The organism is Microcoleus sp. BM001215392 (assembly GCF_036700185.1).
In the GTDB taxonomy this organism is placed as follows: domain Bacteria; phylum Cyanobacteriota; class Cyanobacteriia; order Cyanobacteriales; family Microcoleaceae; genus Microcoleus.
This window is the reverse complement of record NZ_JAUBOJ010000155.1, coordinates 1-15,393: the sequence shown is the minus strand read 5'-3', so window position 1 is coordinate 15,393 and position 15,393 is coordinate 1. Positions and strand designations below refer to the sequence as shown.

Below are 15,393 nucleotides of genomic sequence, written 5' to 3'. Positions count from 1 at the left end.
GCATCTGGTTTTTGAAGCCTGAAGAAGCATGACCGCATATAAGTTATTAGTTATCATTCCATATTCATGGAGGTCATGCTTCGCCCCTACGGATATATTTGCTTGCACAAGCCGCTGCACCCGACGCGCTCAACCTCATAAATAAAAATTAAATGCGTTACATGAAAACGGTTTTATTCCCATACTTAACTGCCAGAAATTATATAAGACCTCTTGCAAAAATCGGAAAACACCCTAAAATTATCTGCGTTTATCTGTGTTTATCTGTCTGACATCTGCGGTTTCTGTATCGAAAAGAAGACTTATGCAAGAGGTCTATAGAACCATTTGATATCTATTTTGCGTAAATCTCAGAAACCCGGTCGATCTCTATGTTTCTCGTCACCCAACCCAAAAACTCGTAGAAACCCGGTTTCTCGCCACTCGCTGTAAATCTCAGAAACAGGTCGATCTCTATATTTCTCGTCACCCAACCCAAAAACTCAAAGATATCAAATGGGTTCTATAAGGGAGCGGGCAAAGCATCAACTGCTATAAACTTGTACTTGTAATATCAGTTATAGCTGTTATCCAAAAAATGAGGTATTCACAAATTAATTTAACAATTCCCTAATTCCTCAATTCTCCAATTCTCCAATCTTAAATCAAACTTATATCTCATATTTCGCTCGAAAGGCTATATCATGACCGCTCGATATCTGGTAGAACGTGTGGAATAAGAGTTCTTGAAAGATGCGAACCCAACGGCCCAACGGCTATCCGTTTTGGTTGTGCTGATCGACCGGAGATCGTATTACTCTAAAAAGCCAACGGCCGACAAGCTCTAAATTCTGCTAGTCATCCTATTATTTTCACTCAGATAGCACCAATCTGTAAAAGTTCGATAGTTCTTTCTGATTTAACTCAGAACTATCGAACCCATCTTATTTGGTGTTTAAAGACACCATATCATAAGTCATTCCTCATCGAAAATTTTAAATTCTCTGAGTCTTGGCAAGCAACCAGTCACCTTGAGCATAATTGACAGAAATGCTAATAGCCAATTAATTTGCTGTTACTTCGCGGACAATCAAACTGTACTTACCTTTACCTTTTGGAGGTGGATCGTAAGCATTGACAATAACGCGGTAGCGACCGCTCGCAGATAAGGTAAGAGTAATCTCAGAATTGGAATTTTGCTGCGTGAGATCGTCATTTTCTGCTAGCAGTTCTGCCTGGGAATTGAAAATAGCTAGATAAGTATCAAATTCGGTACTTTCTACGGTAATAACCACTTTCTGACCCTGAGTACCTTCAAATGTATACTCGTCGTACAAACTGCTGTCTGATGGCAGTACAGAAGACTTAGCGGGGGTGAGTTCTCCCTTTTGGTCTAAAATAACCTTAGACGAACCCCCCGCAGGACTCGGCGTGGGTAGATTTGGGGTCTGAGTTGGCGAGGGCTTTGGGGATGTGGACCCAGATGGGGATGGGTTTGGGCTTGCTTGAGCTAAAGCAGCCTTGCTAGCATGACTCGCATGACGTGATTTTTGAGGGAATTCTGCTGAAACGATCGTGGAACTGCTGTTAGTAACTCGACTTGAATTTGACAATGGCACCGAAAGAGTCGGATTGCCATAAAAATTAGCTAGTATAGCAATTGGCGCGATCGCCCAAAATCTAATTTGACGCATGAATTACCTCGATTTGCAAGGAAGGAAGAGTTGAGAATTGACCGAAGGAAGGAAGAAGGAAGAAGGAAGAAGGAAGAAGGAAGAAGGAAGAAGGAAGAAGGAAGAAGACAATTGACAGCTTGTCCGAAGGCCGGTCATTGAGTTGAGAGTTGACCGAAGCAAGAAGCAATCGGAAAGAAGGAAGAAAAAATCGATTACCAATTTCCGATTACCAATTACGTATTTTCAGCGGACAGTTAAAGTGTAACGACCCCGACCTGAAGCATCGTAAGCATTTACAACTATGCGGTAGCGACCCGTAGCGGGCAAAGTAACGCTCAGAAACGCATTTTTAGTCGAATCGCTCGCATCGTCATTTTCTGCGAGCAATCTGTTGTTAGCGCCGAATATAGCCACATAGGGATCGAAATCTGTACTTTCGAGGGAAATTGTTACAGACTGACCCGATCGACCTTCAAAAGTATACTCGCGATACAGACTGTTGTCAGACGGCAGTACCGGGCCACCTGCAACTAAAGCGCCTGCTTCTTGCAAAATCGCCCGAGAAGGTGCCGTAGGAGCACTGGCTTTCAGTTCTAGGGTATAAGCCCCAGACTGCCTAGCTTCGTTGGAATTTGCTAGGAACGTGTAAGTGCCATCTGCCGGCAGCCTGACTGTAATTCTGGCGTTTTTACCGCCTGCGCCGTTATCATCCTGGGCGATTTCGCGCTGGTTGGGCCCGAGCAAAATTAAATAAGGGTCAATCTCTTGACTTTTCATTTCTATTGTGATTTGCTGGCCTGCTCTGCCCTCAAACGAGTAGAGGTCAAAAAAGCTGTTGTCTGCGGGGAGAATGCCAGACTTTTCGGTAAGTTTGCCGCTGACTGCTGGGCCGTTTAACGCCACTTTTTGAGGTGATTTGTTGCCAAAGGGCGATCGTCTCTGTGCAACGCGGGGAGCTCGCCCTTCTCGGACGGCTGTCAGGAAAGCTGGCACTTTGTCTACTGAAATTGCAAAACCGATACCGATATTGCCTCCGCCCTGACCGCGAGTAAAAATAGAAGTATTGACGCCGATTAATTCTCCAGAACTGTTGAGCAGCGGGCCTCCTGAATTGCCGGGATTGATGGCGGCGTCGGTTTGAATTAAGCCTCCTTGGGGGTCAATGCGGCTGACGATTCCGATTGTAAAAGTACCTTGAAATCGACCGAAGGGATTGCCGATCGCAAATGCTTGTTGTCCGACTTTCACCGAACCCGGGCGGGCTAAAGGAATTGTCGGCAAATTGTTTTGATTGCGAATCTTGACCACGGCTAAGTCTAAACCTTCTTCGCCGAATCCGACGACATCAGCGACAAGTTTTCTGCCGTCTGACAAAATTATATTTACGGTACCGCCTGCTGAAACAACGTGGGCGTTGGTTAACACCATGCCGTCGGGGCTGATAATTGTGCCGCTACCGTTAGATTTAGCTGTATCGACGGTAACAACCGCTGGACTGGCCTTTTCGTAAATCCGAATATTGGTTTGTTCTTCGGCATTTTCGGCGATCGCCCCGGGGGAACGCCCGGAGTTAAATTCCCTTAAATTTGCCTCCTCTCGCCCGGGGGGTACCTTAACAACCTCAGCAGCGCTGGTTGCAACCCCAACTGTTAAAATTCCCGATACTGCTAAACTTAGAACTTTGAAATTCATGATCGTGAATTAGTATTTTTTAACTATCAGCAGCTAGCAGTTAGGTTTTGGGGCCAACTGCTAACTACAGCCTGTAATTATTTTAGGACTTGCGGAAGGGTAATGATAAATTTAAGCTTGAGATTGGTTTAAGATTTTCCGGCGTTGCTGGGTTTTGACCGAATCGAGCGCTCGGAGTTTTGTTTGTAAACTGCGATTCTCCAGCAATATCGGCAATTCTGGAATTTTCAGGCGATCGATTCACTTAAAATTAGCCTCCTATAAATAAACGGTAGTGGCAGATTGCTGATTTTCCCTTTTTCGATTTGAGATTTGAGACTATTGTACTTTTGGTTGGTTTCACGCCTTCTATTCTGTGCGCTCTAATCGATTCGCTGATTAGGAATTTCGTCTTCATATAAGCCTGAGGACTTCAGCCCTCATTCCGAGCCTGATAATTGTTATTCGATCGAACTAATATTACAATCTTAAGAGTATTGTTAAAATTCTAGAGAGTTTTATTCTCTCTGTGTTTGCCTGCATTATAGGCTTTTTATTATCGTATTTTAGATTAATTTTAAGATAATGATGTGTGAAAATAAGTAGATGGGCATCAATAAACGCAACTTAATTTTTTGCATTACTGGTGCGAGAAATGTTTAGTTTAACCCACCTACTTATCTTGACCTATTTGTCGAAACTGGGGGAATTATCCGGTTGGTCTTCCGGGTATTCTACTGGTCGATACTCCACGTAGTCTGATGGCGGTGCTTCTAAGTCGCGGTTGCTGGGGCGAGACCTCGCTCCTTCTGCGGGACGAGGTTTTTTAGTTCTCGGCGGTGCGTCAGAACTGAGGTTTTCCGAAGTAGGGGGGCGGTTGTTGCGGCTGCGGGCCGGTCTTTCTTCGGGGTTGTCTGAAACATCCCAGTTGTCAGAGCCTTGGGCGGGTGGGGCTTCTGGGCGGGTGGGACGTTTGCGGGAGGGCGCTCGCTCGCTCGACTCTTGTCTAGATGTGTTATCGCTACCGTTGCGATTCGAGGAGGAAGGACGGCGGCGGGGCTCGTCGTCGTAGGCTGAGCGCGAGGAACGGTTGTCTTGACTGCCTCTAATCCGAGGGCGCTGCCGGTAGTCTTCCTCGGATTCTAGCTGGTCGATATCGTTATCGTAGCCGTCGTAAGCGTAGGCATTGCTGACAGGTCGTTCTTCATCTACGTATTGCGATCGACTTTTAGCTTGGGCTGTGGTCGCTCCCCGTAGCTTAATGCTTTCGGCTGCAAAAAATATCGCGGAACCTGCGAGCAGAAATTGACCGAATGCCAGAATTGGGTCAAGCCGCCATCCTTGAAACAACAGAATACCGCCACAGAGCAAGCCGACTGCTGCAAAAAAAATATCGTGGTCTCGGGCTAGTTTGGGGCGCCACGATCGCAGAAAGTACAGTCCTGCCCCTGCTACTGCTAGGATGATCCCTAACAAGCTGCTCAAGTTCAATCCTAAATTGACCATTAGCCTATCTCCTATGTCTTTCCTATGTTAGCGAGTTAGATTTTACATCTATCATTAAGTCTGCGAGCCCGACAGTGCTTTGACAGGGCAGCGTGCGATCGGGCTTTCAGAAAAAGGAAGCGAACCATATAGTAATGAGTTTAACGGGAAAAAACCTCAGCCAAAGCAGTCAACCGAAGGTTTTGCCTTCACAGTTGCTGAGGGCCGAGGTTTCACAAGCGGGGAAATGCCCGATCGCGCGAGTCCAAAATTGACTCGCGCACCGGACGCTTGAAACCCGCAGATTTTTTAGGTGCGCTTGATTTTGTCTTTTTGGCTGATAAAGATCAGGGCGATCGTTGCTGGAATGACTACCAGGGAAATGCCCACCAGCAGGCTGTACAAAAAGTTAGCGAGTGAAGGAGTCATAAATTCAAAGCCTTTGTTACAACAATTTGATTTTTATTAATTTTATCAGCAGTCAGTTCTCAGGGAGAAGCTCGGCAATGGATTTTGCCAGGAATGTGGTGCCACCGGCAATATTTTCACCCCGGGAAACGAGCAAGCCTGTCACCCTCAAACCCTCTAACTCTTTCGAGCCGAAGGTATCAGGCCGGAAAAATTCTGCCGATCGTGTTCGATCGCACCTCTGAAACAGTTAAAATTATGAAGAGTTGACTTAACAAAACTTAAGATTTTTGAGATAAGACCCATGACTGGTATTACCGTTGCAAGTTGGATTCTGGGCTCTGTCCTAGTGGTGATGACTTTGCTGTTTATTTTTCGGATCGTCCTGACTTGGTATCCCGGCGCGAACCTCAGCAAATTGCCGTTGAGTCTGATTGCTTGGCCGACGGAACCCTTTTTAGCCGTCACTAGAAAGATTGTACCGCCGATCGGCGGAGTGGACATTACGCCGATCGTTTGGGTGGGTATCTGTAGCTTGCTGCGGGAAATGATTCTCGGTCAGCAAGGCATATTGACGATGATGATGTAGGAGTCATTGGTCATTGGTCAGTTGTCATTGGTCAGTTGTCATTGGTCAGTTGTCATTGGTCAGTTGTCATTGGTCATTAGCTGCGAAAAAGGGGGGCGTGGGTAGATATTCACCGTGACCCGTGCGTTGTATCTTTAAAGAGGCAGGCGAGGATACTGACTCCTAAAAGATTTTAGAGTTTTTCGCGCTGACATCTAACAAAAAACCAGTACCTAATGACTGATGACTGATGACTGATGACTGACCACTGACTACTGCCAACTGCCAACTGCCAACTGACTACTGACTATTGTTCATGAACTGTTCCACAAAATTCGTGTAAACTTCGCCACTGAGAAACTCGGGGGAATCGAGGATTTTTTGGTGGAAGCTGAGGGTAGTTGGAACACCCGTGATGGCACATTCCCGCAGGGCGCGTTTCATCCTGCGGATGGCTGAAGGTCGATCGCGCCCCCAGACGATCAATTTACCGATTAAAGAATCGTAGTAAGCTGGTATTTCGTAATCGGTGTAAACGTGAGAGTCCATCCGCACGCCAGGGCCGCCGGGAGGCAAAAAGCCGGTGATTCTGCCTGGATGGGGCCGGAAATTGCGATCGGGGTCTTCAGCATTGATCCGGCACTCGATCGCGTGGCCGCTGAGAATCACTTGGTTTTGCTTGATTTGCAGTCTTTCACCTTGGGCGATCCGAATTTGTTCAGCGATCAAGTCGAGGCCTGTAATCATCTCGGTGACAGTATGTTCTACCTGAATCCGAGTGTTCATTTCCATAAAGTAGAACTTGCCCGATTTGTCAAGCAAAAATTCCACAGTTCCTGCACCCGTGTAGTTGATGGATTTGGCAGCAGCAATCGCCGCGTGACCCATTTGATCTCGAAGTTTCTGGGTGAGGGCGGGGCTTGGCGCTTCTTCCAGGAGTTTTTGGTGCCGGCGCTGAATTGAACAATCTCTTTCGCCGAGGTGGATGACGTTACCGTAGTTGTCGGCGAGGATTTGGATTTCGATGTGTCGGGGCCTTTCGATGAATTTTTCGAGGTAGACTCCGGGGTTGCCGAAGGCTGCATCGGCTTCGCCTTGGGCTGCATGGAAGAGTTTCGGGAGTTCTGATGCTTCTTTGACTAGCCTCATGCCGCGGCCTCCTCCACCAGCGGTGGCTTTGATCATCACAGGATAGCCGATTTCGCGGGCGATCGACAAAGCCTCATGTTCGTCCGCCAGCAATCCACCGCTACCGGGAACAGTCGGGACCTTCACCCGCTGCATCGTTTCTTTGGCAGTAGATTTGTCGCCCATCGCCCGCATGGCTGCCGGAGACGGGCCGATGAACGTAATTTGATGATCCGCGCAGATTTCGGCAAATCGGGCATTTTCCGCGAGGAAGCCGTAACCGGGATGAATGGCTGCGGCGTTGCGCGTCAGGGCCGCGGAGATAATGTTGGGGATGTTTAAATAGCTTTTACTGCTGGTGGGGGGGCCGATGCAAACGGCTTCGTCTGCCAACTGGACGTGCAGGGCGTGCTTGTCTACGGTGGAGTGAACGGCGACCGTGGCAATCCCCATTTCCTCGCAGGTGCGCAGGATGCGGAGGGCGATTTCCCCCCGATTAGCGATTAAAATTTTCGAGAACCCCATCTTCGCTGCTTAATTCACTCAATATTCTGTAGAATAGTCCCTTTCGGTATCTTCTGGATAATGGTTGCCCATAAATTCTTAATAAAAATTTATTTTACTTTTGCGGGTAGTGGTGCTATGATTTTAAATCGGTGGTCGAAAAGGGCAAGTCACAAGTTAAATTTCAGGAACCTCAACCTGTGAATCTTTAACTGGTAACGCAAAAAATCCCAGAGATTGTCGGAAAGAGCGGATGTGGCGGAATTGGTATACGCGCACGCTTGAGGTGCGTGTGGCATTATGTCCTTGCGAGTTCGAGTCTCGCCATCCGCATTGAATAATATGAAACAACTGCTGACAGTTAAAACTGTCGGTAGTTGTTTTATTTTAGATGGGTGGGTAGTCAGAAACCGGGTTTTTGCGATCGACTTTGTTACAGTGCGAAGGTTTGGTGAAAAACCCGGTTTCTTTGATTTGTGGGTGAGTGGCGAGAAACCGGGTTTTTGCGATCGGACTTCGTTACAGCCGGCAGATTCGGGAAAAAACCCGGTTTCTAAAGATTGTGCGCGAGTATCGTCGGGTGTGTCGCTATGAGATATATTTAAGTGCGATCGAACTTCGGACAGATCCGCACCCTACAAAATACTCTTTAACTGTCGATCGACAATTGTGTTTGAATTAAAAAGATAGATACTTATCGTTTGTCAAGTAGAATGGGGTTAGTTAGGTTCCGAATCCGAGAGTTGGCTGACGAAAAAGGATGGACGTTAAAGGATGTTGCCGATCGCTCCGAAGTTCCGTACAGTACAGTCAGGCACTATGCTCGTTCAGAAGGACTAGCAACGGTTGATATCACATCTATTCAAAAAATCGCTCGCACCCTCGATGTTTCGATCGAGGAGTTGATGGAAGTTGTCAAAGAATGAACCGATGAAATTCTATTAGCAAACGGAAGTTAGCTCGATGACATCCTACACCTTAAACTTACCCGTTCAGCTACAGCAAGAAGCTGAAAAATTAGCCGCACTCCAAGGCATTTCCCTGGATGGTTTTATTCTCTGGGCTGTAGCCGAAAAAGTTGCTACCCTCAACCAGCGGAATGACGATCGCGCTTTCCCTCAAATCACCTACGTGCGCGGCGCTAGCGGCGAACTCGTACCCGTTTTGCGCGGCACTCGGTTGCGGGTGCAAACAGTAGTCATCGCAGCCCACAAATGGGCTTTACCTGCAAAGGAAATTGCCGCTGAGTATGACATTAGTGAAGCTCAAGTAAACGAAGTTCTCGCTTTTTATGCGGCTCACTCTCAGGAAATAGATGCCTCTATTGCCGCCGAGCAAATTATCGAGTCTATAACTTGTCGGCGGTATTCGCTTGAGGAGCCGAGCAAGGCGATCGCACCTGAGAATCTTCATAATCAGATTGACAGTGGAGTTGCTGTGGGGAATGAAGTTTGGTGACACCATCAAATCCCGATTAGCGGCATCTCTTCATACTTCTTGCAAAATGCGACTATTCAAACGCTCGTATTCATCCTCAAGCAGCCACATTTTAGCAGATTCGTAATTATCACTCGAAAAAATAATTTTATAGTTTTGTGCCGGATTATGAATGGAAAAATTTCCTGATTTTTCCTTAACTAACATCAGGATATAAGGAGGAGATATCAGAGTATCCGCCCAGATTTCCGCAAACTCCCACTCAGTCTCTTGCTCTGATTCTTGACTTATTTTAGTAGCTTGTGCGGGGTCTTCTGCGAGGTATGACATGGTATTTACCTGTAGTTTTTTTAATCTTTATTTCACCGTATTCTAGTGGTATTTGAGTACCGTCCGATCTCAGTATATAACCAATTGGTTCTGAAAAGTACAATCCATAGCGTTCATAATTGTCCTCTACATCGTCCTTTCCTGTGCGTTCCCCTCTTAGCTTAATTTCTGCGGCAACTCTTTCCATTGTTTCTCTATCATTAAAGAGATGGACGATTCCTTCGCTTTCAAATTCACTTTGGGCTTTTTGGGTTCCGGGGAGATGTTTATCAATGAGACTGGTTCGAGTTTCTAGAGTAATTTCACGCTCAATTCCACTCATAGCTCTGTTATATCTTAATTATATACCATTCATCGATGAATTTAGCTTAGTCTTGGAAGCACGGGTGGCCAGAAACCGGGTTTTTGCGACAGACTTGGTGACAATGCAAAGATTTGGCGAAAAACCCGGTTTCTTTGATGGTGGGTGGTGTACCAACCTAATTTTTGGCTAATTCCGGCGGCCGCCCCATCAAACCAGTCATCAGCCTCAAAGCTAAAAACCTCACAGGCGGAATTGTCCGCAAACACCACAATCCGAAGCGGCGAAATGCTACAATTGGCAGCCAAGTATTGGAAAACAATCTATCGAGAAAATCGGTAAATCCTAACACGATTAAATTCTCTTTTTTGCGCCAGTTGTGATACCGTTTCAATACTCGCAAATCGCCGATGTCTTCGCCTTTTTGGTGCGCTTGCTGCAAGATTTGACCGATCGCCCCTGCGTCTCGAATGCCCATATTCAATCCCTGGCCGCCCACGGGATGGCAGCAGTGGGCGGCATCGCCAATCAGTGCTAATCTGGGCAACACGTAGCGATCGCTCTGCATTAACTGCACTGGAAACAAAAAGCGATCGCTCTCCAATTCCAAACGCCCTAACAGCCCGCCCGTGCGCTGTTCCAACAACGCTAAAAACTCTGTTTCATCCATAGACTGCAAAGCTTTTGCTTCCGCGTGGGGCGCAGTCCAAACTACTTGACAGCGGTTGCCCGGTAATGGTAATACTCCCATCGGGCCGCTGGGCCAAAAGCGCTCGAAAGCGATATCGTTGTGCGATTTTTCGGCTTTAATCGTGATCGCAACGCAGGATTGCCAGTATTTCCAGCCGTGGGTGCTGATGTTGGCGGATGTGCGAATTTGCGATCGCGAACCGTCAGCCGCAACTAACAATTTAGTGCGAATTGTGCGAGTTTCGCCATTTTGTTTGACTTCTATTTCAGCGCAATGACTTAAATATTTTACCTCGGTTACTTCCCCCGGACAAACCCAACTGAAATTCGGATTTTTTGCCAAACATTCGTGCAAAGCTGATAGCATGACTCGGTGTTCGCCGACATAACCTAATGCTGTTTTTGGGACTGGTAATTTGCCTGTATTTCCCAAGTCTGGGCGGTGGAATTCGACGACACCGGGATAGTCGCCGTCGCAGAGGCTTATTTGCTCGAAGGTGGTGATTTGCGGTAAGATTTGCTGCCAAACTCCGATACCTTCTAAGATCATTCCTGACAGCAAGGTGACTGCGTAGGCTTGTTTTTTGGCTGCGGCGGCTGCGGGGAGTTGGGTTTCAATTATGGCGATTTTTAAGCCGGAATCTTTTAAGGCGCACGCTAAGGTGGCGCCGACTATGCCGCCTCCGACGATCGCGATATCATAGTCTAATTCCGGTGTTTGGGTGGAGGCTGTGGTTGGAGAAAGTAGGTTGACAGGCATTTTCAAGGGATTTATTTAAGTGAATAATCATATTTACTCTTGTATTGTAAAGAATTATTGCGATTTTGGGCGATCGAACGGCCAAGAAGGATACGGGGAGACTCCTGGATGCACTCGCCATCTCATAAACCCGGTTTGTTGCGTGATTTATCGTCACTCAACGCAAAACTCGTAGAAACCTGCGTTTCTCGCCCATGGGTGACGTTCAGAAATTAATGACGGCAGGACGGCAGGACGGCAGGACTAATCACCATTTCCTTAATGTTTTCTGTGGCCAAGGCTGAGAGTTTCTGGCGAATGGGAATCTCGATGATAAATTCTGCACCGACTCCGGGCGCGGAAATACACTGCAATTTGCCTCGGTGTTTTTCTACTATAATCTGATAGCTGATTGACAGTCCTAACCCAGTGCCTTTCCCGACAGGTTTGGTGGTAAAAAATGGATCGAACAGCTTGCGAATGACTTCTTCACTGATTCCCATTCCGTTGTCGGCTATCCGAATGGTTGCTGTGTCTGAATTCGCACTGGTACTAATCCCAATTGTGTTGGGGCTAGCATATATTTCTTTGGCAGAACGCTTGGTGTTATATTCTTCGAGGGCGTCGATCGCATTTGCTAACAGATTCATAAATACTTGATTGAGCTGACCTGCATAGCACTCGATTTTTGGCAAATTGCCGTATTGTTTGATAATCTCGATCGCCGGACGAACTGCATTAGCTTTGAGCTTGTGCTGCAAAATCACCAAAGTGCTTTCGATTCCTTCGTGAATGTCTACTCGCTTCATCTGCGATTCGTCGAGTCGGGAAAAGTTGCGCAAGGAGACAACTAAGTCGCGGATGCGATCGGCTCCTACTTTCATTGATTCCAAAATCTTGGGAAAGTCTGTCATTAAAAAATTAATTTCAATCTCTTCGGCTGTTTCCGCAATTTCTGGGACTGGATTTGGGTATTTTTCCTGGTAAAGGTGGAGCAATTCGAGCAAGTCTCGGGCGTATTGACTGGCGTGGGTGATGTTTCCGTAGATGAAGTTAATTGGGTTGTTAATTTCGTGGGCGACTCCGGCGACTAATTGACCTAGAGAAGAAATTTTTTCGGTTTGGATTAGTTGGGTTTGAGTTTCTTGCAAGTCGCGGACAGCTTTTTCGAGCTGAGCTGCTTGCTGGCGGTACTGTGTGGCTGAGTCTCGCAGGGCTGCCAAAACTTGCACTCGATCGCTAATATCGGTGTGAGCGCCCACCCACTCGCGAATGCTGCCATCCGCTGCCAAAACGGGGACACCGCGCACCCAGAAGTGTCTGTAGCTGCCGTCTGCGGCCCGCAAGCGGTGCTCGACTTCGTAGAGACTTTTTGTTTCTACTGCGCGCATCCAAGCTTGCGCCGTTATCGGGCGATCGTCTGGGTGAATTGCCGAAACCCAGTTGTCTGTAGCTTCCTCCAAACTTTGACCTGTATATGCCATCCAGTCGATCGGCGCATTCGGCTTTCCCTGGGCGTCTGTCATCCATACCAGTTGCGCGGTGGCCCTTGCTAGCGATCGGTATCTTTCCTCGCTCAGACGCACAGATGCTTCGGCTTGGTGGCTGGCTGTCACGTCCCGCAAAATGGCTGTGAAGATGATTTCGCCTGCAACTTCGAGTTTGGAAATAGAAGCTTCGGCGGGAAATTCGGTACCGTCTCGGCGGCGGGCGAAAATTTCTTTGCGGTTGCCCATTTTTTGGGCTGGTTTAACGTCGGCGCCGAAGTTGCTGACGAGGTGGCTGTAAGATGCGACAAAAGCTTCGGGCAACAGCAAGCTCAGGGATTGCCCGATCGCCTCTGCTGCTGTCCACCCAAAAATGCTTTCTGCACCTTGGTTGAACAGGATAATTTTTTGGTTTGCATCCACAGAAATAATGGCGTCGTCGGCAATTTCTAGAATGCCGGCGAAACGAGCTTGAGAAAGTTGCAGTGCTTGCTCAGTGCGTTTGCGATCGCTGATGTCGCGGGCGATTGTAGAAATGTATTCGAGTTTGCCGCCCGGTGCTGAGTGGGAGATGATAACTTGGCTGACGGGAATTTCGACTCCCGAGGCTGAGACGAAGGCTGTTTCTCCACTCCAAACGCCCTCTGAAATAGCGGTGGCGATCGCACCTTTCAATGTGCTGCGGGCTGACGCTGCGGAGAATTCTCCAACTTGTCGGTGGGATATATCTGCGTTTTCGTCGATACCCACCATTTTTCGGCCTGCTTTGTTCATGTAAACAGCGTACCCGTCGAGGTCGCAGATACCTACAAAATCGGGGGTTGCTTCGAGAATTGCTGCCAGACTTCTGTTGGCAACTTCGGCTTGTTTGCGATCGGTAATATCCCGCGCGATGCTAACTATACCGCCGATCTGTCCTTGCCCGTCTCGGTAAGCGTTTTTTGTCGAAAGAAATGTCCGCAATTTTCCTTGAAAGGGCAGTTCTTCTTCCATGACTTGGGTTTTTCCCGTTGTCATGATTAAGCTATCTGTTTTACGAATATTTGCTGCAATTTCCGGCGGAAATAATTCGCTGTCATCTCTGCCGATAATGTCCTCAAAAGACTTGCCAATGATGCTGCCTCCCGCAGCGTTGAGCATCATGTAGCAGCCGTGAATATCTTTGACAAATAAAGCTGTCGGTGTACTGTCGATCACTGTCAGTAACAGGTTATAGTTTTTTTGAAGCACCTGCTCTGTTGCTTGAGAGTCGAGAATTTGCTGCTGCAATTGATGGTTAACGTGTTGCAGTTGGAGAGTCCGTTGCTCAACTTCTGTTTCTAAGTCTGATTTAGCTGCCAGCAGTCTGTGTTCGACTCGATAGCGCCTGCGGTCTGCGGTGCATAGAGTTTTCGCATTCTGCCAAATCAAAATTGTAAAAATGATCGCGTTCAATACGCTTAACAGCGATATTCCTAGCTCCGGCGAGTAGGCTTGCAACCGCTCTCCGGAGATGATGAAATAACCTGCTAAAGTCGGGATAATTATTGCCTGTGGCAACAAGCGCCTTGCCATGATGCCGCCCGCGCGATCGCTGGCAATTACTGCTATAAATCCTCGCTCAGGATTGGCAAACAAAATGCCGAGGCTCAGCAACACAAATGCTACGGACGTGTGCAAAGCCATTCCTATTTGAGTCCCAATTGTGTAAAAGAAAGCTTTGCCGTAGATGTAGCCGATCAAACCCAGAAATGCAATTAAAAATGCACAACAGCTTAAGATTTGAACTCGCAGGTATTTGGGGCGGCGTACCGACAGCAGCAGCAAGGCTGAACCCAGGAATAAAAAAGCAGCAGCCGTATTCGGTGCCATGCGTCCCGGTACTGAGGAACTGGTTAAGATGGAAGTTTCTTTAAATAAAAGTTGATCGATACCTAAGTCTAAATTAAAGCTGTATTGAATTAGTGTAAGCAGACTAATTAATATAACTAACAATGAAGTAGATAAAATTAAAATCTTATCTAGTTTTTGAGGCTTAACTATTATTGATTTGGCGTCCGGACGCTGTTGCAGTAACAGAGACCAGCCTCCTAAAATAAAGCAGACGGCTGTATTGACTTTCATGCTCGCGAGTTCGGGCAGAATGCTTTTTAAGAGTGGCAGGTCAAATATCCAACCCAACATGACTGTACAGCCGATCGCGATTACTGCAATACCAGCTTTTTGGGAAAAAGACTGAAGCGCAATAATTGGGGCTGAGGGCGGCTGCACTTGTTTTACTCGTTTAAAAAATACCAATTTCTCGCTCCCTCAAATTATGTGGGTTTCTAAGTATCGAAGGTAACAATCACAACTGTACTTATATTGTTGCCAGCTATACAAAGCTGCTTAAGATATTGTTAAAACTGCTTGTTTAGCACATAATACTAATGATTTTATCTAACTTGAGATAGAGTGTCAACTAAAAGTAGCAGACTCTAATCGATCGGGTATTCGTCAGCAGTCAATAATTATTTTTAATTGTTCGTTAAAATAAAAATAATCTAGTTTTTAATTGCCTGTGGTGGATTGTGGTGAAAGAGTGCGATCGCCCGATTTATATTAGGGGAGAGTGTTTTTACTCAGTCGTTCGAGGGGTAATGGTAAAGGATTGTCCGATCCAATTCGTTAGCTGCGCTAACCTCACAAAAATAGCACTTTGATTGTAAACAGGCTGCTGTGGCTTTGGTTCGTGCAATCATCTTCGTTGGCTAGGCTAAATTCACAAAAAATAATACTTGGCCGTAGAAACCGCTATTACACAAAAAAAGTCCGCGAAGGCGGAGTTAAAATGGGAAATCCAAACCGAATTCTGGTATAAAATATGACATCAATGGTCTTAAGTTTCGTTTTTTGACTAAGGACTAATGACTAAGGACTAATGACTAATGACTAATGACTAATGACTAATGACTATTAGACTTGAATTGCATAAGTCTTCTTTTCGATACAGAAACCGCAGATGTCAGACA

At 46.7% G+C, this 15,393-nt stretch carries 15 protein-coding genes and 1 tRNA gene; 6 read left to right on the top strand and 10 right to left on the bottom strand.

Annotated elements, in window-relative coordinates; genetic code table 11:
• Positions 1 to 1,043: 1,043 nt before the first annotated feature.
• The 5 genes from QT974_RS17590 to psbX all read right to left on the bottom strand — a co-directional run bounded on the left by QT974_RS17590 (position 1,044) and on the right by psbX (position 5,240).
• A complete protein-coding gene (locus QT974_RS17590; RefSeq protein ID WP_333469727.1) occupies positions 1,044 to 1,673 on the bottom strand; it encodes a pre-peptidase C-terminal domain-containing protein in 630 nt (209 codons plus the stop codon).
• A 225-nt stretch (positions 1,674 to 1,898) separates the two neighbouring features.
• Entirely contained in the window at positions 1,899 to 3,347 is a 1,449-nt protein-coding gene (locus QT974_RS17585) for a trypsin-like peptidase domain-containing protein (protein WP_333469726.1), read from the bottom strand.
• Positions 3,348 to 3,429: 82 nt separating this feature from the next.
• Complete coding sequence (locus QT974_RS17580; RefSeq protein WP_333469725.1) at positions 3,430 to 3,591, bottom strand: hypothetical protein; 162 nt, start codon at positions 3,589 to 3,591, stop codon at positions 3,430 to 3,432.
• A 422-nt stretch (positions 3,592 to 4,013) separates the two neighbouring features.
• Positions 4,014 to 4,832: a Ycf66 family protein gene (locus QT974_RS17575; protein WP_333469724.1), complete on the bottom strand. Its 819-nt coding sequence runs from the start codon at positions 4,830 to 4,832 to the stop codon at positions 4,014 to 4,016.
• A gap of 288 nt (positions 4,833 to 5,120) precedes the next feature.
• On the bottom strand, positions 5,121 to 5,240 hold the full coding sequence (gene psbX / locus QT974_RS17570) for a photosystem II reaction center X protein (protein WP_293175272.1): 120 nt from the start codon (positions 5,238 to 5,240) through the stop codon (positions 5,121 to 5,123).
• A gap of 77 nt (positions 5,241 to 5,317) precedes the next feature.
• Between psbX and QT974_RS17565 the strand changes: the two genes are divergently transcribed.
• Together QT974_RS17565 and QT974_RS17560 are read left to right on the top strand one after the other, a co-directional pair.
• A complete protein-coding gene (locus QT974_RS17565) occupies positions 5,318 to 5,464 on the top strand; it encodes a hypothetical protein (protein ID WP_333469723.1) in 147 nt (48 codons plus the stop codon).
• Positions 5,465 to 5,523: 59 nt separating this feature from the next.
• A complete protein-coding gene (locus QT974_RS17560) occupies positions 5,524 to 5,808 on the top strand; it encodes a YggT family protein (protein ID WP_333469722.1) in 285 nt (94 codons plus the stop codon).
• A gap of 279 nt (positions 5,809 to 6,087) precedes the next feature.
• On the opposite strand, the gene accC is transcribed toward QT974_RS17560, so the two are convergent.
• Entirely contained in the window at positions 6,088 to 7,440 is a 1,353-nt protein-coding gene (gene accC / locus QT974_RS17555) for an acetyl-CoA carboxylase biotin carboxylase subunit (protein ID WP_333469721.1), read from the bottom strand.
• Positions 7,441 to 7,668: 228 nt separating this feature from the next.
• Here accC and QT974_RS17550 point away from each other — a divergent pair.
• The 4 genes from QT974_RS17550 (at position 7,669) to QT974_RS17535 (ending at position 8,877) form a co-directional block, all read left to right on the top strand.
• Positions 7,669 to 7,752 (top strand) — tRNA-Leu (locus QT974_RS17550).
• A complete protein-coding gene (locus tag QT974_RS17545) occupies positions 7,720 to 8,013 on the top strand; it encodes a hypothetical protein (RefSeq protein ID WP_333469720.1) in 294 nt (97 codons plus the stop codon). The genes QT974_RS17550 and QT974_RS17545 overlap by 33 nt, the downstream gene beginning before the upstream one ends.
• A gap of 119 nt (positions 8,014 to 8,132) precedes the next feature.
• Positions 8,133 to 8,345, top strand: a complete 213-nt coding sequence (locus tag QT974_RS17540) for a helix-turn-helix domain-containing protein (RefSeq protein ID WP_333469719.1) — start codon at positions 8,133 to 8,135, stop codon at positions 8,343 to 8,345.
• A 37-nt stretch (positions 8,346 to 8,382) separates the two neighbouring features.
• The gene (locus tag QT974_RS17535) at positions 8,383 to 8,877 is read left to right on the top strand and encodes a DUF433 domain-containing protein (RefSeq protein WP_333469718.1); all 495 of its coding nucleotides are present in this window, start codon (positions 8,383 to 8,385) and stop codon (positions 8,875 to 8,877) included.
• A gap of 30 nt (positions 8,878 to 8,907) precedes the next feature.
• Here QT974_RS17535 and QT974_RS17530 read toward each other — a convergent pair whose 3' ends face one another.
• The 4 genes from QT974_RS17530 to QT974_RS17515 form a co-directional block, all read right to left on the bottom strand.
• The gene (locus tag QT974_RS17530; protein ID WP_333469717.1) at positions 8,908 to 9,186 is read right to left on the bottom strand and encodes a hypothetical protein; all 279 of its coding nucleotides are present in this window, start codon (positions 9,184 to 9,186) and stop codon (positions 8,908 to 8,910) included.
• Positions 9,149 to 9,508, bottom strand: a complete 360-nt coding sequence (locus QT974_RS17525) for a DUF6972 family protein (protein WP_333469716.1) — start codon at positions 9,506 to 9,508, stop codon at positions 9,149 to 9,151. The genes QT974_RS17530 and QT974_RS17525 overlap by 38 nt, the downstream gene beginning before the upstream one ends.
• Before the next feature lie 157 nt (positions 9,509 to 9,665).
• Positions 9,666 to 10,937 (bottom strand): FAD-dependent hydroxylase, encoded by a 1,272-nt coding sequence (locus QT974_RS17520; protein ID WP_333469715.1) that lies wholly within the window; start codon positions 10,935 to 10,937, stop codon positions 9,666 to 9,668.
• A 212-nt stretch (positions 10,938 to 11,149) separates the two neighbouring features.
• Entirely contained in the window at positions 11,150 to 14,680 is a 3,531-nt protein-coding gene (locus tag QT974_RS17515) for a PAS domain-containing sensor histidine kinase (RefSeq protein ID WP_333469714.1), read from the bottom strand.
• Positions 14,681 to 15,393 lie beyond the last annotated feature (713 nt).

Bases quoted from the DNA above. Each gene is read 5' to 3' on its own strand.
- QT974_RS17590 (WP_333469727.1), bottom strand. From the start codon at position 1,673: ATGCGTCAAATTAGATTTTGGGCGATCGCGCCAATTGCTATACTAGCT.
- QT974_RS17585 (WP_333469726.1), bottom strand. From the start codon at position 3,347: ATGAATTTCAAAGTTCTAAGTTTAGCAGTATCGGGAATTTTAACAGTT.
- QT974_RS17575 (WP_333469724.1), bottom strand. From the start codon at position 4,832: ATGGTCAATTTAGGATTGAACTTGAGCAGCTTGTTAGGGATCATCCTA.
- psbX (WP_293175272.1), bottom strand. From the start codon at position 5,240: ATGACTCCTTCACTCGCTAACTTTTTGTACAGCCTGCTGGTGGGCATT.
- QT974_RS17565 (WP_333469723.1), top strand. From the start codon at position 5,318: ATGGATTTTGCCAGGAATGTGGTGCCACCGGCAATATTTTCACCCCGG.
- QT974_RS17560 (WP_333469722.1), top strand. From the start codon at position 5,524: ATGACTGGTATTACCGTTGCAAGTTGGATTCTGGGCTCTGTCCTAGTG.
- accC (WP_333469721.1), bottom strand. From the start codon at position 7,440: ATGGGGTTCTCGAAAATTTTAATCGCTAATCGGGGGGAAATCGCCCTC.
- QT974_RS17545 (WP_333469720.1), top strand. From the start codon at position 7,720: ATGTCCTTGCGAGTTCGAGTCTCGCCATCCGCATTGAATAATATGAAA.
- QT974_RS17540 (WP_333469719.1), top strand. From the start codon at position 8,133: ATGGGGTTAGTTAGGTTCCGAATCCGAGAGTTGGCTGACGAAAAAGGA.
- QT974_RS17535 (WP_333469718.1), top strand. From the start codon at position 8,383: ATGACATCCTACACCTTAAACTTACCCGTTCAGCTACAGCAAGAAGCT.
- QT974_RS17530 (WP_333469717.1), bottom strand. From the start codon at position 9,186: ATGTCATACCTCGCAGAAGACCCCGCACAAGCTACTAAAATAAGTCAA.
- QT974_RS17525 (WP_333469716.1), bottom strand. From the start codon at position 9,508: ATGAGTGGAATTGAGCGTGAAATTACTCTAGAAACTCGAACCAGTCTC.
- QT974_RS17520 (WP_333469715.1), bottom strand. From the start codon at position 10,937: ATGCCTGTCAACCTACTTTCTCCAACCACAGCCTCCACCCAAACACCG.